The organism is Lysinibacillus sp. FSL R5-0849 (genome assembly GCF_038595075.1).
GTDB classification, from domain to species: Bacteria; Bacillota; Bacilli; order Bacillales_A; family Planococcaceae; genus Lysinibacillus; species Lysinibacillus fusiformis.
Genome location: NZ_CP152004.1, coordinates 1,239,797 through 1,266,053 on the forward strand (window position 1 = coordinate 1,239,797; position 26,257 = coordinate 1,266,053).

26 protein-coding genes and 1 riboswitch are annotated in these 26,257 nt (G+C 37.7%); of the genes, 22 read left to right on the forward strand and 4 right to left on the reverse strand.

Translation table 11 applies throughout. The features are described from left to right. The first annotated feature begins 175 nt into the window (after positions 1-175). Both lysA and MKY80_RS05850 read left to right on the forward strand, forming a co-directional pair. Positions 176-1,495, forward strand: a complete 1,320-nt coding sequence (gene lysA / locus MKY80_RS05845; RefSeq protein ID WP_089985414.1) for a diaminopimelate decarboxylase — start codon at positions 176-178, stop codon at positions 1,493-1,495. Between the two features lie 199 nt (positions 1,496-1,694). After that, positions 1,695-2,066: a GNAT family N-acetyltransferase gene (locus MKY80_RS05850; RefSeq protein ID WP_008174622.1), complete on the forward strand. Its 372-nt coding sequence runs from the start codon at positions 1,695-1,697 to the stop codon at positions 2,064-2,066. A gap of 276 nt (positions 2,067-2,342) precedes the next feature. Here the strand turns inward: MKY80_RS05850 and MKY80_RS05855 are convergent, their stop codons facing one another. Continuing rightward, positions 2,343-2,846, reverse strand: coding sequence for a DUF309 domain-containing protein (locus MKY80_RS05855; RefSeq protein ID WP_008174621.1), 504 nt, complete (start codon positions 2,844-2,846; stop codon positions 2,343-2,345). Between the two features lie 55 nt (positions 2,847-2,901). On the opposite strand from MKY80_RS05855, the gene MKY80_RS05860 reads away from it, so the two are divergent. The 17 genes from MKY80_RS05860 (at position 2,902) to MKY80_RS05940 (ending at position 21,253) form a co-directional block, all read left to right on the forward strand. Beyond that, positions 2,902-3,681, forward strand: a complete 780-nt coding sequence (locus tag MKY80_RS05860; RefSeq protein ID WP_008174619.1) for a segregation/condensation protein A — start codon at positions 2,902-2,904, stop codon at positions 3,679-3,681. Continuing rightward, positions 3,653-4,246: an SMC-Scp complex subunit ScpB gene (scpB, locus tag MKY80_RS05865; RefSeq protein ID WP_043989780.1), complete on the forward strand. Its 594-nt coding sequence runs from the start codon at positions 3,653-3,655 to the stop codon at positions 4,244-4,246. Before MKY80_RS05860 ends, scpB begins: the two co-directional genes overlap by 29 nt. A gap of 101 nt (positions 4,247-4,347) precedes the next feature. Continuing rightward, positions 4,348-5,394 carry a serine hydrolase gene (locus tag MKY80_RS05870; RefSeq protein ID WP_008174615.1) on the forward strand — a complete coding sequence of 349 codons (1,047 nt, stop codon included), beginning with the start codon at positions 4,348-4,350 and terminating at the stop codon, positions 5,392-5,394. Between the two features lie 349 nt (positions 5,395-5,743). After that, positions 5,744-6,475: a pseudouridine synthase gene (locus tag MKY80_RS05875; RefSeq protein ID WP_008174614.1), complete on the forward strand. Its 732-nt coding sequence runs from the start codon at positions 5,744-5,746 to the stop codon at positions 6,473-6,475. A 326-nt stretch (positions 6,476-6,801) separates the two neighbouring features. Further along, entirely contained in the window at positions 6,802-7,335 is a 534-nt protein-coding gene (gene resA / locus MKY80_RS05880) for a thiol-disulfide oxidoreductase ResA (protein WP_008174612.1), read from the forward strand. Positions 7,336-7,348: 13 nt separating this feature from the next. Then, on the forward strand, positions 7,349-9,025 hold the full coding sequence (locus tag MKY80_RS05885) for a cytochrome c biogenesis protein ResB (protein WP_043989778.1): 1,677 nt from the start codon (positions 7,349-7,351) through the stop codon (positions 9,023-9,025). Beyond that, positions 9,022-10,203 carry a c-type cytochrome biogenesis protein CcsB gene (gene ccsB, locus MKY80_RS05890; RefSeq protein ID WP_008174608.1) on the forward strand — a complete coding sequence of 394 codons (1,182 nt, stop codon included), beginning with the start codon at positions 9,022-9,024 and terminating at the stop codon, positions 10,201-10,203. Before MKY80_RS05885 ends, ccsB begins: the two co-directional genes overlap by 4 nt. Before the next feature lie 115 nt (positions 10,204-10,318). Beyond that, the gene (locus MKY80_RS05895; RefSeq protein WP_004232215.1) at positions 10,319-11,035 is read left to right on the forward strand and encodes a response regulator transcription factor; all 717 of its coding nucleotides are present in this window, start codon (positions 10,319-10,321) and stop codon (positions 11,033-11,035) included. After that, complete coding sequence (locus MKY80_RS05900; RefSeq protein ID WP_342532339.1) at positions 11,028-12,803, forward strand: ATP-binding protein; 1,776 nt, start codon at positions 11,028-11,030, stop codon at positions 12,801-12,803. Before MKY80_RS05895 ends, MKY80_RS05900 begins: the two co-directional genes overlap by 8 nt. Before the next feature lie 57 nt (positions 12,804-12,860). Next, complete coding sequence (gene sigX, locus MKY80_RS05905) at positions 12,861-13,415, forward strand: RNA polymerase sigma factor SigX (protein WP_107921730.1); 555 nt, start codon at positions 12,861-12,863, stop codon at positions 13,413-13,415. Further along, entirely contained in the window at positions 13,412-14,695 is a 1,284-nt protein-coding gene (locus MKY80_RS05910) for an RNA polymerase subunit sigma (RefSeq protein ID WP_342532340.1), read from the forward strand. The genes sigX and MKY80_RS05910 overlap by 4 nt, the downstream gene beginning before the upstream one ends. A gap of 153 nt (positions 14,696-14,848) precedes the next feature. Next, positions 14,849-15,036: riboswitch (FMN riboswitch) on the forward strand. A 220-nt stretch (positions 15,037-15,256) separates the two neighbouring features. Next, positions 15,257-15,844 carry an ECF transporter S component gene (locus tag MKY80_RS05915; RefSeq protein WP_342532341.1) on the forward strand — a complete coding sequence of 196 codons (588 nt, stop codon included), beginning with the start codon at positions 15,257-15,259 and terminating at the stop codon, positions 15,842-15,844. Between the two features lie 178 nt (positions 15,845-16,022). Then, positions 16,023-17,369, forward strand: a complete 1,347-nt coding sequence (locus MKY80_RS05920) for a sodium-dependent transporter (protein ID WP_342532342.1) — start codon at positions 16,023-16,025, stop codon at positions 17,367-17,369. A gap of 192 nt (positions 17,370-17,561) precedes the next feature. Then, positions 17,562-18,896: a type I glutamate--ammonia ligase gene (gene glnA / locus MKY80_RS05925; protein ID WP_008174595.1), complete on the forward strand. Its 1,335-nt coding sequence runs from the start codon at positions 17,562-17,564 to the stop codon at positions 18,894-18,896. Between the two features lie 77 nt (positions 18,897-18,973). Then, complete coding sequence (locus MKY80_RS05930) at positions 18,974-19,171, forward strand: hypothetical protein (RefSeq protein ID WP_342532343.1); 198 nt, start codon at positions 18,974-18,976, stop codon at positions 19,169-19,171. A 614-nt stretch (positions 19,172-19,785) separates the two neighbouring features. Further along, positions 19,786-20,649 carry an AraC family transcriptional regulator gene (locus tag MKY80_RS05935; protein ID WP_008174590.1) on the forward strand — a complete coding sequence of 288 codons (864 nt, stop codon included), beginning with the start codon at positions 19,786-19,788 and terminating at the stop codon, positions 20,647-20,649. A gap of 178 nt (positions 20,650-20,827) precedes the next feature. Continuing rightward, positions 20,828-21,253 (forward strand): pyridoxamine 5'-phosphate oxidase family protein, encoded by a 426-nt coding sequence (locus MKY80_RS05940; RefSeq protein WP_258954913.1) that lies wholly within the window; start codon positions 20,828-20,830, stop codon positions 21,251-21,253. Positions 21,254-21,365: 112 nt separating this feature from the next. Here MKY80_RS05940 and MKY80_RS05945 read toward each other — a convergent pair whose 3' ends face one another. After that, a complete protein-coding gene (locus MKY80_RS05945) occupies positions 21,366-21,872 on the reverse strand; it encodes a GNAT family N-acetyltransferase (protein WP_342532344.1) in 507 nt (168 codons plus the stop codon). 134 nt (positions 21,873-22,006) lie between these two features. Between MKY80_RS05945 and MKY80_RS05950 the strand changes: the two genes are divergently transcribed. Further along, positions 22,007-22,777 (forward strand): GNAT family N-acetyltransferase, encoded by a 771-nt coding sequence (locus MKY80_RS05950; protein ID WP_043989774.1) that lies wholly within the window; start codon positions 22,007-22,009, stop codon positions 22,775-22,777. 35 nt (positions 22,778-22,812) lie between these two features. Here the strand turns inward: MKY80_RS05950 and MKY80_RS05955 are convergent, their stop codons facing one another. Beyond that, positions 22,813-23,076: a Parvovirus coat protein VP1-like protein gene (locus MKY80_RS05955; RefSeq protein WP_083796472.1), complete on the reverse strand. Its 264-nt coding sequence runs from the start codon at positions 23,074-23,076 to the stop codon at positions 22,813-22,815. 183 nt (positions 23,077-23,259) lie between these two features. Here MKY80_RS05955 and MKY80_RS05960 point away from each other — a divergent pair, with 183 nt between their 5' ends. Next, the gene (locus MKY80_RS05960) at positions 23,260-24,309 is read left to right on the forward strand and encodes a DUF418 domain-containing protein (RefSeq protein WP_089985422.1); all 1,050 of its coding nucleotides are present in this window, start codon (positions 23,260-23,262) and stop codon (positions 24,307-24,309) included. Between the two features lie 98 nt (positions 24,310-24,407). Here the strand turns inward: MKY80_RS05960 and MKY80_RS05965 are convergent, their stop codons facing one another. Then, positions 24,408-24,881 (reverse strand): YbaK/EbsC family protein, encoded by a 474-nt coding sequence (locus MKY80_RS05965; RefSeq protein WP_008174582.1) that lies wholly within the window; start codon positions 24,879-24,881, stop codon positions 24,408-24,410. Between the two features lie 196 nt (positions 24,882-25,077). On the opposite strand from MKY80_RS05965, the gene MKY80_RS05970 reads away from it, so the two are divergent. Beyond that, positions 25,078-26,226, forward strand: a complete 1,149-nt coding sequence (locus MKY80_RS05970) for a substrate-binding domain-containing protein (protein ID WP_008174580.1) — start codon at positions 25,078-25,080, stop codon at positions 26,224-26,226. The last annotated feature ends 31 nt before the right edge of the window (positions 26,227-26,257 follow it).

Consider the following 26,257-nt stretch of genomic DNA (forward strand, 5'->3'; position numbering starts at 1 on the left):
TTTTGTGATTTTTGCAAAAATTATTTTCATTCAGCAAAAGGGAGGTTTTATACATACGCCTCTTGAAGCTGGATGAAATTAATTTTTGATGGGATAGCTCTATTTCCAATGGTAGATCCTATCATATTTCTGTAAAAGTGACAGAATGGAACGAAGTGAAAAGGGAGAGATGCACATGCATTTATATGGAACACAAGCGATTTCTGAGAATGGTCATTTAACAATTGGACAGGTAGACACACTAGAGCTTGCCAAAGAGTACGGTACACCACTTTTTGTGTATGATACTGCACTTATTCGTAAGCGTGCTCGCAGCTTTATCGATACGTTTAAAAAACTAGGCGTAAAAGCAGAAGTAGCTTATGCTTCAAAGGCATTTGCATGTGTAGCTGTGTATCAATTAGCAGCAGAAGAAAACTTATCTTTGGATGTTGTATCAGGTGGAGAATTATTTACAGCCATAAAAGCAGGTTTTCCAGCTGAGCGCATTCATTTCCATGGCAATAATAAAAGCATTTCAGAATTAGAGCTAGCTTTTGACTCCAAAATCGGTTGTATTGTTGTAGATAATTTCTATGAGATTCAGCTTTTAAAAGAAATATCTGAACGTCGTCAACAAAAAATGCGTATATTATTACGTGTTACACCAGGGGTTGAAGCACATACGCATGATTTCATTACGACAGGTCAAGCTGATTCTAAATTTGGTTTTGACTTAAACAATGGTCAAGCGGATGAGGCATTCCAACAAACATTTAACCATGAATTCCTAGAGCTATTGGGCTTACATTGTCACATTGGCTCACAAATTTTTGACACTGCTGGCTTTGGGTTAGCAGGAGAAAAATTGATTGACAAAATTTCTGATTGGAACAAGGCTCACGGATTTACATGTACTGTGTTAAACTTAGGTGGGGGCTTTGGTATTCGTTATACTGAAGAAGATGCACCGCTTGAACCACAAGTATATGTAGAGGACATGATTACAGTAGTGAAAAACAAAGCAACTGTACTTGGACTGAAAATGCCAGAAATTTGGATTGAACCAGGTCGATCACTTGTCGGTGATGCAGGAACTTCTCTTTATACAATCGGATCACAAAAAACAGTACCAGATGTGCGAAAATATATTGCTGTAGATGGTGGGATGAGTGATAATATCCGCCCAGCATTATACGACGCTAAGTATGAGGCAATCATTGCAAGTAAAGCGAATGAGCCAAAAAATGAAATTTATACGGTTGCTGGTAAATTATGTGAATCTGGCGATAAATTAATTATTGATGCTAAACTACAAGATGCAGCTTCAGGTGATATTTTAGCCATTTTCTGTACAGGCGCATATGGTTATTCTATGGCAAGTAACTATAACCGTGTTCCTAGACCTGCTGTTGTATTTGTAGAGAATGGACAGCATCAATTAGCTATTCGCCGCGAAAGTTATGAAGATATTGTGCAAAACGATCTCCCGCTAACTTTAAAAAAGGGTGAGTAAAATTGAGAAAGAATAAATGGGTATTACTAGCATCCATTTCAACTTTTATTGTGTTGTGGGGTATTGTCTATTGGGTGTTGGCGTCTAAAGGAATTCTCGGACCTGGTTCGTAAGACAGAAATTGGCTTGCGGTAAAAGTACAAATCGTGTAGGATAGTCAAAGATTATGTACAGCTAGAAAAAGAGGGAATAGACAAATATGTTAATTCGATATAAAAAAGCTTTAGAGAAAATAGCAATGGGGCTACTTTCGTTTATGCCGAACGAAAAAGACGTAAAAAAGCTTACCGAGACCATCCACTCCTATGAAAATGATGATAATTGGGTTTTATACTTATGGAAAAAAAATGATGAATATGTTGGCATTGTTGGGCTTGTAACAGATGAGAATAATACTGCTACGATCCAACATGTATCTGTTGTGCCTTCCTATAGAGGCGAGGGTGTTGCGAAGGAAATGCTTCAGGAAATAGGAGAGCTAGGCCAATATGAAAATGTACGTGCGACAGATGAAACACGTCAACTAGTTCAAAAATGTATCAATTGCATCGATAAAAAAGCAGACGAGTAACATCGTCTGCACATAATGTAAACAAAGACCATCGAGAGTAAACTCTTATCGATGGTTTTTGTCGTTCTATAAGTGGTCAACTACTAATTGACCACGTTCATTCATTCACTACTCGGCTATTATTGGTTAGCATCGCCAAAGTTTAGTTGAATGGAATAAAAGCCGGCAACACCTGCGGGAAAAGCGATGAAATCGAGATTCTGGTCAGAGTGAAGCTAGGGAAGCGATGAAATCAACTCATTTCCACAAGCCGAAAGCGTCTGTCTAAAGTGGAAATTAACGTCTACTTTTTCTTTGTTTGCTTTCTTGTCGCTCTGCAAGTATATGTGAGCGATCCCTTAGCATATGCTTATGAAGAAGATAGTTTGAGTTACTAGGTGGCATAATTTCTATACGCGCTAGTGCTAATTCCAGCAACTTGGGTGAAAGGGGGAGCTGGAATGCATGGAAGGACTTGCCTGCTTGGATCGCGGCGAGACAATTTTTTAGTTCGGTCAGGAGTTGATAATAACTAATTTCATGGAAAAAGATATGACCTTCATTTTGTTGAAAATTATGAAGTGCTTTTTCTAAAATTCGTATAGCGCCAGTATCATTACCACGCCGCCAATGGTATAAGCCTGTTGCGAGCTGTACATAGCCAACCAATGGGTGCATTTTATCACCAGGCGCGATTTCCTTCCAATATTCCTCAAGCACTTCATGGCATTCGAAAAAATCCTGATTGCCATTAAAATAAGCACAGTATTCGATAAATAAAGTATGATGCTGTGGATGCATTTTGAACTCCTTTCCACTATACTATAAGAACATAGAATCTCAGGGTGGTAAAATAATGTCTTATGAAGTAAAATTAGATGCCTTTTCAGGGCCTCTTGATCTATTATTGCATTTAATTCACAGGTTGGAAATTGATATCTATGATATCCCAATGGCTGAAATCACACAACAATATATCGACCATATACATGCCATGCAAGTATTGGAATTAAATGAAGCAAGTGAATATTTAGTAATGGCCGCAACACTGCTGGCGATTAAAAGCCGTATGCTATTACCTATTCATGAGGGTGAAATGGAGGATGCCGAATTGGAAGTAGATGGCCCAGACCCGCGTGAGGAGCTGGTGCAGCGATTAATCGAGTATAAGAAATACAAGGAAGCTGCTAGCAATCTGCAAGAGCTTGAAACAGATCGAGCACAAGTATTTACAAGGCCGCCAGCCGATTTAACAGGTTTAGCTTCAGATGAACAAATGGCTTTGTTTGATTTGAATGTAAATATTTATGATATGCTTGGAGCATTTCAAAAATTGATGCGTCGAAAAAAATTAAAGAAGCCTCTAAAAACGACAGTAACGAGGCAAGAACGGTCCGTGAAGGATCAAATGCGTTCGGTTGTAGATACTTTACGATCAACAGGTGGACGTGCATCATTTTTCGAGCTTTTTCCCTATGAAGATAAGCCGACACTTATTTTGACGTTTGTATCCCTTCTTGAATTGATGAAACGTCAAGTCGTCATCGTAGAGCAAGATGGTAACTTTGAAGAATTAATGGTTACCCTACAGAAGGAGGAATGGGAAGATGACGAAAACATCGATGTTACAGAGTAAAATTGAAGCCTTATTGTTCGTTGTCGGAGATGATGGCTTAACGATTAAACAACTTTCTCAGCTGTTAGGTGAACAGGATGAGATTATTATACAGGCAATGGATGCCTTGCGAAAAGTCTATGATGAAGATTTAGCTAGAGGAATAACTGTGAAAGAAATGGCAGGCGTTTTTCAGCTTATTACAAAATCCGATTTAGCAGATACTATTCAAAGATTAGTAGAAAACCCTACTGCACAATCATTATCCCAAGCCTCTCTTGAGGTATTAGCAATTGTAGCTTACAAACAGCCAATTACTAGGGTAGCTATAGAAGATTTACGAGGTGTTAAATGCGAAAGACCTATTCAGACTTTAGTGTCTAGAGGGTTGATTAAAGAGGTAGGACGTTCAGAGGGAACTGGACGTGCTATCCTATATGGAACAACTAAAGAATTTTTACATTATTTTGGTTTAAACAGCGTAGAGGAAATGCCACCTCTGCCTGAGGAAGAGCTTGCAGAAAATGAACAAGAAACCGATTTATTTATGACTAAATTCCAAGAAGCGTTTAATGGTGCAAAGTAATGTATAGGAATAAAGCATAACGACCAACATAAATATAAATCTATACTTTCCTATCATATTGAATAAGGAGTGGCTCGTTGCTTCGGTTATTTCGATTAATAATGTTGATGATCATTGTGTTAATGGTAATACTTCCGCAAACAAGCTTTGCGAGAGGTGGAAGTGGCTACGCGGTTTTAGATGGAGATACAGGTCGCGTATTAATAGGTTCAAATAGTAATGAACGGCTACCAATTGCTAGCTTAACGAAGATTTGGACGGCCCTAGTGGCCATCGAAAATAGTGATTTGCAAGAGGAAGTTGTCATTTCACCTAAGGCTGCCATGGCTGAAGGGAGCTCCATTTATTTGCAGGCAGGCGAAACGGTGACCGTAGAAACGTTATTATATGGTTTAATGCTGCGTTCAGGCAATGATGCTGCGACTGCTTTGGCAGAGCATGTAGGTGGTTCTGTAGAAGGCTTTGTCAAATTAATGAATGAAAGAGCTGTTATTGCGGGTCTTACCAATACGGTTTTTATGAACCCCTCTGGCTTACATCATGAAGACCACTTATCTTCTGCAAGGGATACAGCCGAGATGCTAAGAGTTGCCTTGCAAAACAAAACATTTGAAAAAATTGCTTCAACGGTTCTTTATCGAGCGAATACGGTGAACGGCATGCTATGGGAAAATAAGCATCGACTATTAAGAGAAGGCTCAGGAATGGCTGCGGAAATTGATGATGAGACGGAGCAGCCTGTGAGTTCTTTAAAATCTGCTACTGGCGTTGCTTATGCAGGTAAAACAGGTTTTACAAAGGTAGCTGGTCGTACGCTTGCAACAGCCTTTCAAAAGGACGGGCAAACCTGCATAGTTGTCACGTTAAATGTATCGGATGATTGGAATGTTCATCGAAGCTTTTCCAATCAAGTGTGGACAGATTATGATCTTGAAACAGTGGTGAAGAAGGGCAAATACAACGTGAATAAAAAGTTGGCTATTCGATTAGAAGAGCCAGTTCGCCTGCAGTTAAATAAAGAGGAAAAAGCGCAAGTGCGGCAAGTTTTACATGTTTCAAGAAAGCGTCAGGAAGCTGTCTTATCCATCTTTCTAGGCGAAGAACGTATTTATGCAATACCAGTAAAAGTTGAATCAGCGGATCGTTGAAAAACGATTGGCTGATTTTTTTGTTCTACAAAAATTTCCACTACATCGGAGTGCAAACAGGAAATATAAACATTTTTTTAAAACGATTTGCTTTTTGGTAAAAAGAGTATACTACTAGCATGGTGCAAGGAAAATTCTATTCTAATATTGATCAATATGGTGTTCAATGCGCTAATGAAAAAGTATTACGAATACTCCAACAATGAATGTGAAATTTGTTTTTCTTTAATATTACGCTAAAGTATGACATAATTTTCACAGATTAGCGGGAAAATTAACCCTATTCAATTGAACGAGAAATCGATTTTCGACGAAATTGTTAATGTGAAAGAAAACTAGAGGTGAAGAAATGGAAAGATTACAGAAAGTCATTGCCTATGCGGGGATTGCTTCAAGGCGAAAAGCAGAGCAATTGATACTAGAAGGTAAAGTTAAAGTGAACGGTAAAGTTATCCGTGAATTAGGAACAAAGGTGTCTAACTCAGATACAATTGAAGTGGAAGGCGTAAAGCTTGAAAAAGAAGATAAAGTTTATTTCTTACTGTATAAACCACGCGGAACAATTTCGGCCGTGACGGATGATAAAGGACGCAAAACTGTCACAGATTTATTTCATCATATTCCGCAACGTATTTTCCCAGTTGGTCGTCTTGATTATGATACATCTGGATTATTGCTATTAACAAATGATGGAGAATTTTCCTATATGTTGACGCATCCGAAATTTAAAATTGACAAAACGTATATCGCTCGTGTCAAAGGTATTCCAACAATTGAAGGTCTGAAAAAGCTTCAACGTGGTATTAAATTAGAGGATGGCAAAACTGCACCTGCCAAAGTAAGTATGACGTCCTTTGACGAAAAAGCTGGCAAGGCAATTTGCGAAATTACAATTCATGAAGGCCGTAATCGCCAAGTTCGACGTATGTTTGAAGCAATTGGTACACCTGTTGTCAAATTAAAACGTGAACGATTTGCCTTTTTAGATTTATTTGGCCTTGCACCAGGTGAGTTCCGTGAATTGTCGAAGCACGAAGTCAAGCAATTACGCGTGTTAGCAGAGACAGGGAAACTGGATTAAATAATTTGCCAGAAGAAAGTGATAGTACCTTAAAAGGTAATAAAAACTATTTTCACTTTCTTTTTGGTGAAATCGTTCATAAATCATTCATAATTAATAGCTAAGTGTTTTTGTATCATTTTGCTATAATAGGTGAGAATAGTACACCTAGTTACATTTTAGCCAGAAGAACTTCGTACATCGTTAACGTACAATTTTCATAGATGTTTGTACATACGTAAAGACGTTTATAAAATGAAAAAGTTCTATGCTAAAGTCTTTATAATGTAAAAGCTTCATGTCTACAATGTTTACGCAAAGTCGTAAATGATAGGGGGTTTATTAACTTGGAGAAAAAGAAAAAGCGTCTCGTACTACGGACTGTCATTTTAGCAGTATTAGCATTGGCAATCGGGTACACGGTATATGGAACAGCAACAAAGGAAAAAGTAGAGTTAGTAGCAGTTGGCTCAGAAGCACCTGACTTCACGTTAGTAGATTTAAACGGTGAAAAACATAAATTGTCGGATTATAAAGGACAAGGGGTATTTTTAAATTTCTGGGGAACTTGGTGTAAGCCGTGTGAAAAGGAAATGCCTGCGATGGACAGACAGTATCAAATATTTAAAGATCAAGGTGTACAAACTTTAGCGGTCAATATCGCTCAAACAGATTTTGAAGTTCAGAATTTTGTTGATCGATATAAATTGTCTTTCCCAGTTGTCATTGATAAAACAAAAAGTGTTATGACTGCTTATAACGTAGGTCAATTACCTGCTACAGTGTTAATTGATCCAGAAGGAAAAGTGGCAAAAATTATTACTGGTGAAATGACAGATGCAAATATTGCTTCGTACATGGAATTAGTGAAGCCGAAATAAGGAGTAAATGACGATGGAAAAAATCATTTGTGCTTGTGGTCATAGTAACCCTTACGGCACGAAGCTCTGTGAGAAATGTGGTCGTCCTTTAACGGAAGAAGAGAAGCAAAATAAAGTTGTCGATATGCGCTATGATGGTACTGCCATTCGTTCTAAGACTTATAATAAATCGATTGTCGACAAAATTTGGAATTTCTTCTCGAGTGTTAAAGTGGGTATATCTTTAATTATTATCACATTAATTGCTGCTTCAATCGGAACATTACTACCACAAGAGTTTTACGTAAAAGCCTCTGATATGGAGAAGGGAGCTTATTACGCTGACGTATATGGTACGTTCGGTAAAATTTATTACACGCTAGGACTCTCAGATTTATATAGTTCATGGTGGTTCCAAATTTTAGTTGGCATGTTAGCTGTGTCAATTATTGTAGCCAGTCTGGACCGAGGAATCCCGCTCTATAAATCTCTAAAGAATCAACGTGTTAAAAGACATGAAAGCTTTATGAAGCGTCAACGCATTTTTGGTGAGGGTCAAATAACGGCTGACGCTGAGGAAACGCTTGATAAAGTGGCTCAAAAGATGACTGAAATGAGATACTCTGTCCGTCGAGATGGTAGCGCTCTCTTAGCTGAAAAAGGTCGCTTTTCTCGTTACGGTCCGTACATAAACCATGTTGGGCTCATTATCTTCATAAGTGGGGTTATGTTACGTCTTGTACCAGGCTTCTATGTGGATGAGTCGATATGGGTCCGCGAGGGAGAAACACGTGCTATTACTGGCATGGACGGTTATTTCATTGAAAACAGAGATTTTATTTTAGAAACTCATGATAATGAACCCCAAGGAGAGCAAGTAAAGCAAAATGTTAATGTGGTTGCAAAAAACTTCCAAACTGACATTACGCTTTACAAACAGCCTAAAGATGCAATCCCGGGTGATACGGAAAATCTGGAAAAAGTTAAAGATTATTCGATTCGTGTCAATCACCCATTAAAAGAAGATGGCTATGCTCTTTATCAAATGGATTATCGTCTGAATGAATTAAAGCAAATGAATTTTGAATTAATTAATAAGGCGAGTGAAAAATCACTTGGTAAAGTGGAAATTGATTTAACAAATCCTAAAAAAGAATATGATTTAGGTAATGGGTCTTCCGTGCAAATTCTAGTTTATACACCAGATTTTGATGGCTTTGAAAATGGAGAACCCCAAACAAAAACATCGATTCCAAATAATCCAGCATTTTTATTTAAAATGACTACGCCAGAAACACCAGAAGGCGAAGTAAGCTTTGTGGAAATTATGCAGCCACCACTAGAACCGCTGGGGGAAAATCAATATAGAATGAAATTTGCTGCAGCAGAGATGCGTGATATGTCTGGTATTACGGTTCGTAAAGATAGTACAATTCCTATCTTATTTGTTGGTGGCGTTATCTTTATGATTGGTGTCGTAATTGGATCTTACTGGAATCACCGTCGTTTATGGCTTCAAGTAGAGCCGGATGGCCGTGTTTTAATGGCTGCCCATGTTAATAAAAATATGTTCAGCATGAAAAAGGATTTAGATGCTGTTACAGCATTTGCTGCATTGCCTTCATACAAAGATCAGTTAGAGAAAGAAGAGGCTGACGAAGAGTCCACTGATGGTGGCATTAAAGAAAAGGAAGGTGACAACACCTTATGAGTTTGATTGACATAAGTGGAAACCTGTTATTTGTAGCTTTTATTGCTTATTTAGTTGCGACGTTATTATTTGGTGGTTCCATTAAACAAGCGAATGCTACAGGTAAAAACACTGGTAAATGGGGTAAGCTTGCCATTGTGGTAACAATTATTGGATTTGTATCACAGCTTGCCTACTTTATTACACGATGGATTTATACTGGACATGCGCCAGTAAGTAATATGTTTGAATTTACAACTGCCTTTGGTATGTTCATTGTTGGTGCGTTTATTTTAATTTACTTTATTTATCGTTTATCTGCACTTGGATTGGTAGCATTACCAGTAGCACTTTTAATTATCGCTTATGCTTCAATGTTCCCGAAAGAAGTAAGTCCATTAGTGCCCTCATTACAAAGCCATTGGTTAACAATTCACGTGATTACAGCGGCATTAGGGCAATCTATTTTAGCGATCAGTGCTGTGGCTGGACTTATTTACTTATTAAAGGTTGTAGATTTAACGAAGCCTTCTAAACAACGATTTTGGTTAGAAGCCGTTATGTACTGTCTTGTAGTAGTTGTTGGGTTTGTCGCTGTGACATCTACATTCAGTGCAATGGATTATGAATCTAGCTACAATTATGTGGATAAAGAAGGAACTACGCGTAAAATCATTTACAATTTACCACCAGTTTTCGGTATGAATGAGTATGAGGCGGTTGAAGAGCATGGCATGTCACCAATAGTAGAAATGCCAGCATTAATTAATGCGAAGAAATTAACAACTGTCTTTTGGTCATTATTAGTAGGGTCAGTATTGTATTTATTAATTCGCTTAATTGCACGTCGTCGAATAAGTGCTATTTTCCAACCACTTGTGAAGCGTGTTAATTTACAATTACTTGATGAAATTGGTTATCGTTCAGTGCTAATTGGTTTCCCTGTATTCTCCCTAGGTGCTTTAATCTTTGCGATGATTTGGGCGCAAATTGCTTGGAGTCGCTTCTGGGGATGGGATCCTAAGGAAGTATGGGCTCTTATTACATGGTTATTCTATGCGGCATTCCTACATTTACGTTTATCAAAAGGCTGGGAAGGTCAAAAATCTGCTTGGTTAGCATTAATTGGTTTTGGTATTATATTATTTAACCTAATTGCTGTTAACTTAATTCTTGCAGGTTTACACTCCTACGCATAACCTGTGAAACAACAAGCCTTTTCGCTCTAGCGAAGAGGCTTTCTTTTCTTTTCAATATGTGTCACACCATGTACAATAGAAGTTAGAGAAAGATTGGAAGAGAGGGATCGTGAAAGTGTCAGAAAATATTTCAGTATTAGTAGTAGATGACGAGGATCGAATTCGCCGCTTATTAAAAATGTATCTGGAGCGAGAAGGATACCTTGTTGACGAGGCAGAAAATGGTGAACAAGCGATCGAAAAATCTTTAGAAAAAGAATATCACTGTATTTTACTTGATATTATGATGCCTGAAAAAGATGGGCTAGAAGTGTGTGCAGAAATTCGTGAACGCGCTGCAACTCCTATTATTTTATTAACTGCTAAAGGCGAGGAAGCTAATCGTGTTCAAGGCTTCGAGCTAGGAGCAGATGATTATATTGTAAAACCATTTAGTCCTCGTGAGGTAGTGTTACGTGTGAAGGCCATTTTACGTCGTTCACAGGCATTCTCACCAACGACAAATGCATCCTCTTCAAAAGATTTAGTGGTGTTCCAGCATTTGATGATCGATCATGATGCACACCGTGTAACGGCAGAGGGCATTGAGGTGAATTTAACACCAAAAGAGTATGAATTACTTTACTTCTTAGCGAAATCGCCAGACAAAGTATTTGACCGTGAACAACTACTAAAAGAGGTTTGGCATTACGATTTCTTTGGTGATTTACGTACAGTTGACACACACGTAAAACGTTTACGTGAAAAGCTCAACCGTGTTTCTGAAAACGCTGCTAAAATGATCGTGACGGTTTGGGGCGTTGGTTACAAATTTGAGGTTGTCAATGAATAGAATATGGAATAGTGTTGTCGGGAAGCTATGGGTAACCATATTGCTTCTCGTTTCATTTGTATTATTTGTTTTCACGGTATTAATGCTTGAATTTCTTCAAAACTACCATATGCAGCAAGCGGAAATATCTTTACGTCAAACCGCTGCCACTGTGGCAAGTATAGTGGATGACAATGAAACAGCTGAATCGACTTCGGAATTATTAAAAGATATTTTACCTAAAGGCACCAACGCACTAATCGCAATCAGCCATGTAGAGGTATCCTTTGCCATGCAAGAGGGACTCAATAAAAAGGAAATTCAAGATACTATTTTGGCAAATAAATCTTTCCGTGAGGTTTTTCAATCAGATGAACCAATTACTAAAGAAATGATGATGCCCTCCTCTACAGATCAAGAGAAAATGGAATCTTACGTTGTACTTGGTTTCCCATTAAATGTAGAGAATGCTGTACATGGAGCAGTTTTCATCTATCAAAGCCCCGATGCCCTACATAAAACGTCCAAGGAAACGACGAAAATTGTCTTTTTGGCAGCTTTCATAGCATTTGTTTTGACTACATTTTTTGCGTTCTTCTTGTCTTCACGTATTACTTCTCCACTTAGAAAAATGCGTGAGCTGGCATTTGAAATTGCAAAAGGGAATTTTGAAGCGAAAATGCCTACGACTCAAAATGATGAAATTGGACAGCTTGCAGTTGCTTTCAATCAAATGGGTCGTCAATTAAAGCATAATTTAGAGGTCATCAATCAAGAGAATGAACAGCTATCCAATATTTTGACATCTATGACAGATGCAGTGATTACATTTAATCGCGACCGTACAATATTATTAAGTAATCCACCAGCGGAACGTCTGATGCAAAAATGGTTTGTAAACAAAGGCTCACAAAGTGCGAAGCCAATACCGCCAGAGCTGTATCATATGCTGGATCATGTACTCATGTTTGAGGATAAGCTAGAAGAGGAAATTGAAATGGATGGTAATTACTATACGTTTACAATTAGTCCTCTTTATAGTGGAGAAAACATTCGTGGTGCAGTCGCTGTTATTCGTGATATGACTGAACAACACCGCTTAGAAAAACTTCGATCCGATTTTATTGCGAACGTCTCTCATGAATTGCGGACGCCAATCGCCATGCTTCAAGGCTATTCTGAAGCATTGATGGATGATGATTTTATTCAAGATCAGGAAGAACGTAATGAAATAACAAAAATTATTTATGATGAATCCAAACGAATGGGTCGCCTTGTCACGGATTTATTAGATTTAGCACGCATGGAATCAGGGCATATGACACTCTATAAAGATGAATTGCCAATTAATTCTACATTCGAACGTATTACCCAAAAATTTGCACAGGTTGCAAAAGAAAAGCATATTCGTCTACTATTTGATAGTGAATTTAATGACGATGCGATGATTAATATAGATGAGGATCGCATCGAGCAAGTACTCACAAATTTAGTCGACAATGCACTAAGACATACGGAAGAGGGATCTGTCACAGTAAAAGTGGAGCAGGAGCCAACATTCGCTAAAATTTCTGTTCAAGATACAGGACATGGTATTCCTCAAGATGATTTACCTTATGTCTTTGAACGCTTTTATAAAGCAGATAAGGCACGTACTCGATCTAAGGGTGGTACGGGACTTGGCTTAGCCATTGCACGAAATATTATAAAGGCACACTCAGGAAATATTATGGTAGATAGTGTGCTTAAGGAAGGTACTACCTTCACATTTTATTTACCGTTCGATTAATAACATGGTTTGTTATTAATTGACTGTAACTTCTGTGAATGTAAGACGACAAATAATATAGAACGGGGGTGGAGTGCATTGAATGACTCCGTGTTCCATCGACTATACGATGCCTATCATCAAGACGTGTTCCAGTTTCTAATCTATCTAGTAAAAAACCGTACACTTGCTGAAGATTTAGCGCATGAAGTTTATGTAAGAGTATTGCGCTCATACGATCAATTTGCAGGCAATAGTAGTGAGAAAACATGGCTTTTTGCAATAGCCAAAAATGTTGCGATTGATCATTTTAGAAAGCAAGCAGTGCGTCAGAAGCATTCGCTTGATTTCTTTGACTGGGAAACGGAACAGCTCCATTCAAACACACCATCACCGGAGGAAATGCTACAGGCCAGTGATGAATTTATGCAAGTAGAGTCAGCATTAGAAAACTGTACTGGCGATCAAAAAATGGTCATTATTATGCGCTATTTCCAGGATTTATCGATTGCAGAAACGGCGCAAATACTTGATTGGACAGAAGCGAAGGTAAAAACAACCCAGCATCGAGCCATTAAATTTTTAAGGCAACACCTACAGCCGATCAGAGAACAGGAGGCGAAACGGCAATGACACATAAGGCATTTGATGATGAGCAGCTTGAACATGTACTGAACAATGCCCCTAAGCTTTCTGACCACCGTTCGAAAGAAGATATATTAAATCGGTTAATGGCAGATGCTCGCTTGCAAGATAATATCCACCTTCAAGAAGCTATGCAAGAACCTATAGAAGATGAACCATCTCAACAGGAAGGTGCTATCATTCAAAAGCCTGCGACGAAATCAAAAGTACGTAATATGCAGATTTATATGAGTGTAGCCGCAGTCTTTGTGCTAACAATACTAGTTGGTACAATATTGAAGAACAATCAAGGTGAGCAAAAAGATCAAGCGAGTATGCCTGAAACGGCTCAGTTTTCGACGATGCAAGAGGATTCAGCAGCAAAGGAAGCGGCCACGCAGGATGAAATGCTGGATTCCAAAAGTATTGTTGCGGAACATGAGCGCATTTTATCTTTACGTACATCTGTCTATGAGGAGGATGTAAAAGATGCTGTCGTATTCCGTATTGGTTTGGCAGGGCGTGATGCGGAAAGTGTTCCTATGACGTATGTGATTCCAAATGAACGTGTGGCTACGGATTTTGGAGAAGAGAAGCCTTCTACCTTACGGATATATGAAAAGTATGCTCCTCAAATTGACGAGGAGGCCAAAGGGTTTACAGAGTATCATCCTTATAAAGGTGAGCTGAAGGAAAAGGATGATAAGCTTATCCATGTCTTGCCAAAGGGGAATGACTATGATGTTGCCTCTGCTGCAGTAAATGAATATAAAGGCACAATGGAAGACACATTCTCGGACTCTGAATACACCGAAGTGGAAATCCAAAATGAAGATGGAACCCCGTATGAGTTTTCTCAAGAAGGTGAGCCAAGTCAAGGAATGTCCTTAACGAATGCAAAGCACTATAATTATTACTTGTACCATGATTCCAATGGTGCAGAATATTTATCACCAGATTTCCGTCAATCTTTTGAGACAGTCACAGAGGCACTTACACTGATGAAAAATAAAAATGATGATGTCTATACATCCGTAGTGCCTGAAAATGTAACATACACAGTCACTGAACAAGCGGAAGGTGTCGTTGTTACTTTTGATATTCCGCTTGATTTAACATCTATGGAACCAATACGAGCTACTCAATTAATTGAGGCCATGATGTTAACTGCTGCTAGCTTTAATCAACAGCTCCTTTTAGATAATGTTGTGCAAGAAGGCTGGGAAGGCTTTGATTTAAAGGGTTATTTACCAAAGCCAGTGGGACCAAATAAACAATTTTTACCATAGTCGAAGGAAGAAAAAAACAAGAGAGGCATTCCTGTATGGCGGGAGTGCCTTTTCTATTTATAAAACATAGCAATTTAATCGGATTTTTTGAGCAGAACTATTTACTTTTACTTCGTAATTCATTATAGTAAAGCTGTAGAATAAAATAATATGATTCATCTTCGGGGCAGGGTGAAAATCCCGACCGGCGGTAATAGAGTCATAAATCGCTAGTGAATATATTCATTAGCTCGCTTGATTTATGTTAAACTCTTCAGCCCGCGACCTGTGCGAATTTTCGCATGGCTGACTTGGTGAAATTCCAAGGCCGACAGTTAAAGTCTGGATGGGAGAAGATGAAGGTACGATCGTCATTCATTGTCATGAAATGAACTATGACCGAGCGCTTTTTTTGTATGTTTTATTAAACTGTGCTCAAAAATTAGTTGATGAGGACGCTTATTCGTTATGCCTTTCTCCCTTATGCTTTATTAAACGCATAAGGGTTTTTTCATGAAACAATTGAAAGATCGTCACCTTTCTTCTTGCGAGATTGAATCAGCAAAGAGGAGAGAGTTTTCTATGAAGAAAAATGTCAAACTTCAATCGTATATTACGATTGGCATGCTGAGCAGTATTTCATTTTTATTAATGCTTTTTAATTTCCCAATTCCGCCATTCCCAGCATTTTTGGAAGTGGACTTCAGTGATATGCCTGCCTTGCTTGCAGCAATCACAATGGGACCTGTAGCTGGTATTTTAGTAGAATTGTTTAAAAATGTGTTGGATTGGATTTTCTCAGGCACTCCAACAGGCGTTCCGGTAGGGCATATGGCCAATTTTGTAACAGGTATTTTATTCATCTTGCCAGTAAGCTTTATTTTTAATCGCTTTAAAACAATCGCTGGTCTTGTTGGAGGTTTAGCAATGGGAACAGTTGTGATGGCAGTAGGAATGAGTGTTTTAAACTATGCTGTATTTTTACCAATGTACACTTACTTCTTAGGAATGGAGCCTGTTGTAGGTGACTCACTTTATAAAATGATTATCGCTGGTATTTTACCATTTAATATTGTCAAAGGGATTTTATTAACGGGTATTATGGCGTTATTATTTACGACAATGCGTAAATGGATTGACCGCCAGCGTTCTATGTATATAACAAAATAAATTGCACTAAGCCTCGAGGGATGAACTCGAGGCTTTTTTATGGCGAAATGTAGAAAAAATAGAAAAAGGTAATGGGTTGTCCAAGTATAACTAGTTCTTTTTTAGTAATACCTAGTCGAAAGCTATATTTTCATGTAAAATTAGAGAAGAGTTTAGAAAGTTTGAGGAGTTTGAAGAGATGAGCGGAAAAAAAGGACAGTGGTCTAGTAAGTTAGGATTTATTTTAGCATCAGCAGGTGCTGCAATTGGACTAGGAGCGATTTGGAAGCTCCCGTATGTAACCGGACAAAGTGGCGGAGGCGCATTTTTCTTAATCTTTGTATTGTTTACATTGTTAATTGGGCTCCCGATGCTATTATCTGAATATATTTTAGGACGAGGTACACAGTCAGAGGCAATCACTGCCTATAAAAAAATTGTTCCTATGAAAAAGGGATGGGCATGGATTGGTCGCATGGGTGTTCTCGGATGTTTTTTATTACTAACATTTTATAGCGTTGTCGGTGGCTGGATTTTTATTTATAGTGGGCTAGGCGTAGCGGGTGCTGTCATTGATCCGGCTATTGATCCTGGAGAACTATTTGGAAAGATAATTGGTACACCTTGGATTACAATTGTAGGTTTGGCTTTGTTTACATTAGCAAACGTACTTGTTATTTCGTTAGGTGTCCAAAATGGTATTGAAAAGGCGAATAAATGGATGATGCCATTGCTCTTTATTATGTTCATTGTCCTAGTGATACGTGCTGTCACATTAGATGGCGCCATGGAAGGGGTAAAATTCTTTTTATGGCCTGATTTTTCAAATATTACCGGAAAAGCCTTATTAGAAGCTTTAGGACAATCATTCTTTGGGTTAGCCGTTGGATTTTCTTGTCTTGTTACATATAGTTCCTACCTCAAAAAAGATGTGAGTTTACCGAATTCAGCGGGCTCTGTCGTTATGCTAACGGTACTTGTTTCATTTTTAGCTGGACTAGCTATTTTCCCGGTTGTTTTTGCTTTTGATTTAGAGCCGGCAGCTGGGCCGGGTTTGTTATTTATGGTACTACCGACAGCGTTTAGCCAAATGCCATTTGGGGAAGTATTTTTAGCGATGTTTTTATTATTATTCTTATTTGCCACATTAACGTCCTCATTTAGTTTATACGAAATTATTGTTGCGGCATTTATGGAAAATAGTCAGAAGTCTCGTCTGGTATGGACTTCATGTCTTGGTGTAGTCGTCTTTCTTGCGGCCATCCCAGCATCCCTTTCCTCTAGCCTGCTAGCGGATGTATCGATTTTTGGAAAGAATATTTTTGATGCAACTGACTTTTTAGTATCAAACTTAATGCTGCCATTGGGGAACTTGTTCATTGCGATTTTTATTGCATATGTAGTGGATAAGGAATTTGTGAAAAGAGAACTGCTAATGGGAAGCCAGATGGGGCAGGGGTATTATGCGATTTACAGGATGTTAATGTTAATCATAGTACCTGCTGTCATACTCGTAGTATTCGTTAATATGCTATTTCAATTTTAAAAATATATATAAGGTGTATCCATTTAGTAAATGGGTACGCCTTTTTTTATGTATCGAAATTCAAGATAAATATATTCTAAAAAAACGATGTTATAAAACCTTACGTACATATTGCTAATAACAATAAAATGATGTATTTTAAAAGCAGTTATAAAAAATGTGTTAACTAAATTTACATTGGAGTGGTGGAAAATGAAACATTATACAAAAGAAGGTATTATACGCCGAGTAAAGGAAGAAAATGTGAAGTTTATTCGCCTACAATTTACTGATATATTAGGAACGATTAAAAATGTAGAAGTACCTGTGAGTCAATTAGAAAAAGCTTTAGACAATAAGGTTATGTTTGATGGCTCTTCGATTGAAGGCTTTGTACGTATAGAGGAATCTGATATGTACTTGAGACCAGATTTCAATACATTTGTCATTTTTCCTTGGACAGCTGAAAAAGGTAAGGTGGCACGCCTTATATGCGATATTGCAAGGCCAGATGGGTCACCATTTGAAGGAGACCCACGCTCCAATTTAAAGCGCGTTTTAAAGGAAATGGAGGAGTTAGGTTTCACTTCCTTTAACTTGGGCCCAGAGCCAGAATTTTTCCTTTTTAAGCTGGATGAAAAGGGGCATCCGACACTTGAGCTAAATGACAGCGGAGGTTATTTTGACTTAGCTCCGACAGATTTAGGAGAGAATTGTCGTCGGGATATTGTTTTAGAGCTAGAAGGGATGGGCTTTGAAATTGAGGCATCTCACCATGAAGTAGCACCTGGACAGCATGAAATTGATTTTAAATATGCTAGTGCCATTGAAGCATGCGACAATATTCAAACATTTAAATTAGTCGTAAAAACAATCGCTGCACAGCATGGGCTACATGCAACATTTATGCCGAAGCCACTATTCGGAGTTAACGGCTCTGGTATGCATTTTAATCTATCATTATTTGAAGGGGATAAAAATGCATTTTATGATGAACACGCAGAACTTCAATTAAGTGCAACAGCTCGTAGCTTTATGGCAGGAATCATCCAGCATGTACACGGATTTACGGCAATTACGAATCCACTTGTTAATTCTTATAAACGATTAGTCCCAGGCTATGAGGCCCCATGCTATGTTGCTTGGTCTGCTCAAAACCGTTCACCACTTATTCGTATACCAGCAGCTCGAGGATTATCAACACGTGTTGAATTACGTTCAGTGGATCCAGCGGCGAATCCTTATTTAGCAATGGCTGTGATCTTGGCTTCGGGGCTTGATGGCATACGCAAGGATTTAACGCCTCCAGCAGCGGTAGATCGAAATATTTATAAAATGACAGGTCCAGAGCGTGAATTAAATGGCATTGATAGCTTACCCTCTTCATTAGAACATGCGTTAATTGAATTAGAAATGGATTCAGTTGTACGAGATGCTCTAGGTGATCATATTTATGAAAAGTTTAATGTTGCCAAAGAAATCGAATGGGATAAATACCGCACACGGGTCCATAACTGGGAGCGTGAGGAATATTTAACGATGTACTAAAAAATATTGGAGCTAAAAAGCTCCAATATTTTTATACTGACTTTCATACCCTTTATTAAAGAAAAGGGGTGTGGGCAATGACACAAACGACTCAAGTTGTGACAATTCAAAACAACGATATTGTGCAATTTGAACATGATATTAATCGGGCTTTATTAGATTTAAGTTACTTTTTCATACTTGATATCAAATACAATACCCTCTATATCGGAGAACAAACGGTCATCCATTCTGCCTTAATTATTTATCAACATCCAGACGAGAGTAGCCAATAAATTTATATGTAAAAGGATGGTCATGTCGAGAAGACGTGACTTTTTTTTATGGAAATAAAGATAAGAGAAATGGTCGATCTTCTGGGAATGTCAATGGTAGTCGTGCAACATCATCTTTAGATTGCCATGCGATATCGTACATTAATTTATTCAAGATTAAGAAGGGTCATTTGTCCGCCAATTATGATGGCTTCAAAGTAACAGAATTCTACAGCTGCATTTGATTTATCATCAATACTACCTGTAGCCTAATCCTTCGTATACTTCATGATTACAACGTGCTTGGAAATTTCCCATTGCCTCCTTTTCATCTGAAGGCATAGCCTAAGTCTTTTCTTCCTCCTTTGGTAAGATACGATGTTGACTATCCTTGATTTAAGGACAATAAAGGCCTTGTCCGTTATTATAAATATAATGGTTATTTTTCGATATTTTTTGATAGTTAGTACAATGGATTTTAGTGGAGAAAGAGCGAAAATCGTATGTAAAGTAACGAAAATAGAAGGAGTGTTAGTGATGAAAAACTGCTTCTACACATACCTGTCCAAAGTTAGCATAAAAAGACAGGCTGGAAAGCATGAACTATTTTAAGATGTTATCAGGGAGTGAGAGCAATGAGTTGGATTGAGTCGATTCAAAAAGCCATTAATTTTATGGAGGATCATTTATTAGAAAACATAACCATTGAACAAATTGCACAGGAGGTAAATTCATCTGTCTTTCATTTTCAGCGAACGTTTGCGATTTTAACGGATATGTCGATTGCGGATTATTTAAGACGGAGGAGATTAACATTAGCAGCTCAGGAATTAATGGATACAGATCAAAAAATAATCGATCTCGCCTACAAATATGGCTATGAAACTCCTGAAGCCTTTACAAAAGCGTTTCGTAAACAGCATTATGTAACGCCGAGTGAAGCGAGAAAGAAGCAAGGACCATTACAATCATACAATCGCCTGGTTATACAGGTAAGCTTGAAGGGAGCAGAACCAATGAAGTATAAAATCGTAGAAAAAGACAAGTTTCAAGTTGTTGGGGTAAAAAGAACGTACAACTGCCAAGATGGAGAGAATACTCGAGAAATACCATTATTCTGGCAGGAAATCAATGAGAGTGCCTTCGATCACCATCTATATCAATTAAATAATGGCAATATCAATGGGGTACTGGGCGTATGTGTACCTAATACAAGCCAAGGACAACAGGGGTTCATTGATTATTGGATTGCTACAAATCATGAAGGGGATGTAGGAGAAGATCTATTAACAATGGAAGTACCTGCATCAAAATGGGTTGTATTTGAGGTACATGGCCCTATGCCAGATGCCATGCAAAATACGTGGAAACAAATATATTCAGAATGGTTCCCATCCAATCCATATGAGCCAGCAGGAACAGCGGAGCTTGAGGTGTACCCTGAAGAAGATGCATATAGTCCTGATTCATACTCAGAAATTTGGATTCCAATTAAATAACGATAAAGTAAAGCCAAGAATGCTAAACAAATGCATTCTTGGCTTTACTTATTGTTGAAAGAAAAAATATCCTTTTTTTAGGTGTCACAAAGATGTAAAATATATATATGTTTAGAATGAACGATTTTTTTTTAATCGTTCCATATTTGGATGTGGGGGTTAAAATAAGATAAGGGGTATGATTCAAAACAAATGGGTAGAAATTTCTCATGATGAAGTACTGCAATTTTTAAAGATGGGGAAAGTAGCACATGTTGCGACGGTTGATGAAGAAGGATATCCTTATGTGATTCCATTTGTTTATGTGTATGAGAGAAATGATAAACTTTATTTGCATATCGGTAATATGCGAGAAAGCCATTTTTGGTCCAATATTAAACAAAACCCTAAAATCAGTATAGAAGTAAGTGAAATGGGCGATTTACACTCAGGGAAAAAATATGCTTGTCAATCTGCACTTGTCTACCAAAGTGTAGTACTATTTGGACAAGTTGTAAGAATTGAAGAGGAGTCAAGGAAGGAATGGCTCTTTGATGCGCTTTTAGAGAAATACGGTAATCCTGAATGGACATTTGAAAAAAGAGGGCTATCCAATTATGCCTAAAATAGAGTTATTCGAAGTACAAATAGAAAAGTTGACGGGGAAAATTTATCACGGCATGTATCACTAAGCAGAAAGCTAAGAATGGTTATCTAACCATTCTTAGCTTTCTATATTACCTTTTACATAGTGTGTATACTTGTAAATTTTCTTCATTGCTATCATAGCCCTGCAAAATAAAATTCAATTTCTGCAAGACTTTGATGGAATTAATATTCGAGGCATCGACCTTTGCTACAATTGTCTTCATCTCCAAATGTGTAAAAGCAATATCGATTAAAGCGATAATAGCTTCTGTGGCGTAGCCCTTGCCCCAATGAGTCTTCGCCAAGTCATAGCCAATTTCTGCGGTAGCTTTATCGAAATCTACGTTATTAAATCCACAGGAGCCAATGATACAATTGCCTATCTTTTCAATGATAGAATAGCGAATGGCCCTATGTTCATTAGCTAATTGATTGAGTAATTCAATCATTTCCAGCGCCTGTTCTTCGTGTGTAAAGTTTGAGATATTCATAAATTTGGTCACAGCAGGATCTGACCAAATCGCCCATAAACTTTTAGCATCAGCACTAGCCACTTTTCGTAATAATAATCTTTCCGTGTCCATACATTCAATCAATACTTTTACCTCCAAGATTTTAATGGTGTTGGATGAAAAATATTGCTATCTGTGCATCATTCAGTCCCTTCAACTAGATCTATATTTTATTATAAAATATAAGGTGCTTAATGCCAATAAAAGGGGGAAACGTCGTGATAAAAGTTACAGCGAATCATTATCCAATCATTAAACAAAACATTCTAAGGGCTCCAACATTTGTTTATAGTATTCTTGATCAATTAATAGAAGGGACAGTCTATGCAGATACAGCTACTTTTCAAACGCTCCTAATACATACAAAATCAGGAATTTATTTTGTATATGGTGATTCAACTACAACTGAGTTTGACCGTCAGCTTGCCATTTGCCTCGAGCAATCTGTAGAGCAAGGGAAGCGTTTTACCTTATTTTCTTATTCAGAGCAATGGAATACTAAAATTGAACAACTTGTAAATGGGCAGCTTAGAAAATTAGAACGCTATACCTTTACATTTGATAAAAGCTTGTATGGTGGGAAGGAGAAGCAAGAAGTATCCAATTTTGAGGTCATGCCAATTACTCAACATCATATAAATAACGCAATGGAGTTTACATGTGCTTACTATGATGAATATTGGGATTCTACGGCTAATTTCCTGACAAATGGTTTTGGCTTTTGTCTAATACATAAGGAGCAAATCGTCAGTGAAGCCGTTTCTATTTTTAAATCAAATGACTATGCTGAAATTGATATTATGACCGATTCGAATTATAGAGGTCAGGGATTGGCTAGTTTGATCGCGACAACATTTATCAATCATTGTTTGGCCAACGAGCTAAAGCCTTGCTGGGATTGTGATATCTCCAATACAGCATCCATTTATTTAGGGACAAAGCTTGGCTTTATGGGTCCACAGAAATATGCGATTTATACAAAAAAGTAGCCCACGCTGTTTTCAACATAACGTGAGCTTCATTGTTAAAAGAATCGATTACGTAGTTCGAATACCCGATTGAATAGTCTTGCATCTCTCGCCATCTTATTGGGTGCATGCATGTGAGGTCTGAGGCATTTCTGAAATAGTTCATCACAATATCTTATGCTACCGTAACGATCATAACATTCATCATGTTGTTTACAGCAACTATCCACAGCATTTGTGGGTTCACCTGGTCCCGAGCAACCAGGTCCACAGTATCGATAGCCCGGGTAACAAAAACCAAATTTGCGATTTCTTTTCATCGGAGAAACCTCTTTTCTACTATGTTCTTACTATAAAATATGTTATTTTTTTCGGGAGAATCGGATAAAAAACTATAAAGTTAATCTTTTGATTTGTAAGGTTCCTGTAAGCTTAAAAAAAAATAGTTGTAAGGATGAAGAGTTATGCTAGCTATAGCATAAAAGATAAGGAGTTATTTGAACATGAATCCATCCGTTACACAAAAAGAACGAATTCTTTCCTTGGACATTATTCGAGGATTAGCATTATTTGGTATTTTATTTATTAATGTAGGCGCCTATCAGGTCATAATAGAGGGCGGCCCTATGCCTGATTATAGTGGCATCAATGGAGTGATCGATTCACTTATTGATATCTTTATTGAAAAGAAATTCTTTTCAATCTTTTCATTCCTATTCGGTGTTGGTTTTTATATTTTTGCTTCTCGGGCAGAAGCTCGTGGGGATAAACCAAAACGACGCTTTGCAAGACGTTTAGTTGCATTATTGATTATTGGTATCATTCATATTTTCCTGTTTTGGGGTTCAATCTTAGCTATCTATGCAGTTATTGGATTTTTATTGCTACCATTTTACTCTGCGAAAATTTCAACAATTTGTAAATGGCTTTTTACAATCATTACACTTCATATTCTTGCTATATTAGGTCAATTGTATATGCCAACTAATTCGATAATGGCCACTATTTTAGGTCTTTTAGGGAATGATGCTATCGCTATATTTATCATGTTTTTAAGTGGATTTTTAGTAGCGAAAGCTGGTTGGATTGGTCATATTGGCGCTCATATCCAACAAATAAAATGGCTGCTTCTTGTTACGGGCCCATTCTTTATTGGTTTTTCACTATGGATATGGTTTGCCTCACAAGCTGATGACCAACAGTTACAATCTATTATTGGTTTAGGAGTAGTTCCGACAACATATTTTTATTTAGCTTGTTTATTTACTATTTTAGAGAATCGTCAAATAGAGAAAATTTTTCAGCCAATCGGACGAGTGGGACAAATGGCATTTACCAACTATTTAGCCCAAAGCTTTATTGGTATGGCCATCATCTCGATTATGGGCTTAGAAGTCGTTTCACCATCAGATATTGTAGTAATCGCAAGCATTATTTTTATCATCCAAATTATCTTTAGCATGATTTGGTTCAAATTCTTTTCCATTGGTCCATTTGAAAAGCTATGGCGCTATATGACATATGGTAAAAAAATTGTGAAAAAGCAATCATAAAAGCTCTATGATTTTTTTCATTGATGAAAGAGAATAGGAGAAATAACTACAATAAAAATCGGTGAGACTGTTGAAAAGTTTCACCGATTTTTGTTCGTCTAATCATGCCAGCCCTTACAGACATCAATCCATTCTTCATAGGGCGTATAGGTTTCAAGCTCAGAAATAGTAACCTCTATCGCGGAATTACTACTGCCACATGCAGGAAAAACCGTTGTAAACCGTTTAAGGGATTCATCTAAATAAATAACAACACCTTCATTCACACCAAAGGGACAAACTCCACCGACATCATGACCAATCATAGCTTCCACATCATCTTTGCCTAGCATCTTTGCTTTTGTCCCAAACACTGCTTTATATTTGGCATTATCGATTTTTGCATCACCGGCTGCCACAATTAATATAGCGCCATCATTGACAAGAAAGGATAAAGATTTTGCTATGCGGGCAGGCTCACAGCCAAGTGCCTGAGCTGCTAATTCAACAGTTGCAGAGCTCTCCTCTAACTCTTGTATTTTGTGTTCCACATGCCATTGGGCTAAATGGCTGCGTACTTTTTCTATTGCCATATGTACATTCCTCCTAATCATCAGTTACGCCTTGGCGATTTTTCTTCCATCACCTTAGGCATGATCTTGTTTCAAATAGATGTCGAATCAAGATAAATTTAATTTTAACATAATTTTCAGATTATAATGTTGCGAATGCCTGCTTTTTCTAGTACGATGAATTTGAAAGTGTAAAATTACACTGGAGGGTTGCGTCTTGATTAAATTTTTACAAATCGTGAGCGTTATGATTGGTTTATCAGTAGTGACAGTAATGGTAGCACTTATTGTCATTCTGAATGGTCATATGCACTTTCTACCACTAGTTTATACAGTTCCCGTTTGTTTATTTGTGTTGTTTGTTGGTGGAATATTTAATTGGATACATACAAAAAAGAAAAGGAGATGGTTAATGAGTGTATTAGGTGTAGCAATAGTAATTGCTTTAATTACTCCTATTCAACATTATTATAAACTGAGTATTCCCACTGTAGATGCAGAAATTGATATATCTGCCTATCAACCATTTACGCGGGGCAATCTAGTGGTAAAGCCTGACGAAGTAGCCTCATTACAATTGACAGAGTCATTACCGCGATTAGATGGAGCCACGGCTATGTATCCTTTATATGCAGCTTTTGTGGAGGCTACTTACCCTAAAGGAGACTACCAGCCATATAATAGTAGGGTCCAAGTGAGCCGTACGCCAGAAGCCTATCAAAGTTTAATAGCGGGAGATGTGGATCTTATTTTTGTGGCAGCACCTTCTGTCTCGCAAGAATGGCAAGCAGAAAAAGAAGGACTTACGTTTGATATGACACCAATAGGGCGAGAGGCATTTGTTTTTTTCGTCCATCATAAAAACAATGTGGATAATGTTACATTAGAACAGGTGAAGAAAATATATGCTGGTGACATTACCAATTGGCGTGATGTAGGCGGTGAGGATGAAGCCATCCGTGCTTTCCAGCGTCTGGCGGATAGTGGAAGTCAAACGGCATTAGAGAAATTAATGGGCAACATGCCGATTATGAAGGCACCTTCTGAAAATATTGCTTCAGGAATGGGGGGCATTATCCATGAAGTATCACAATATCGAAACTATAAAAATGCGATGGGCTATACCTTTAGATATTATTCGACAGAAATGGTTCAAAATAAAAAAATCAAATTACTATCCATTGATGGAGTAGCTCCAACTAAAGAGAATATTCGAAATGGAACATATCCTTTAGTATCCGAGTTTTATGCAGTCACTGCAGGGACAGAAAATGAAAATGTTCAAAAGCTAATCGATTGGATACGTACCGATGAAGGTCAAGCATTAGTAGAAAAAGTCGGCTATGTTCCAGTGGAAAATTATTAAATAGTTTGCTATACTAAGGTTAATAAAATAT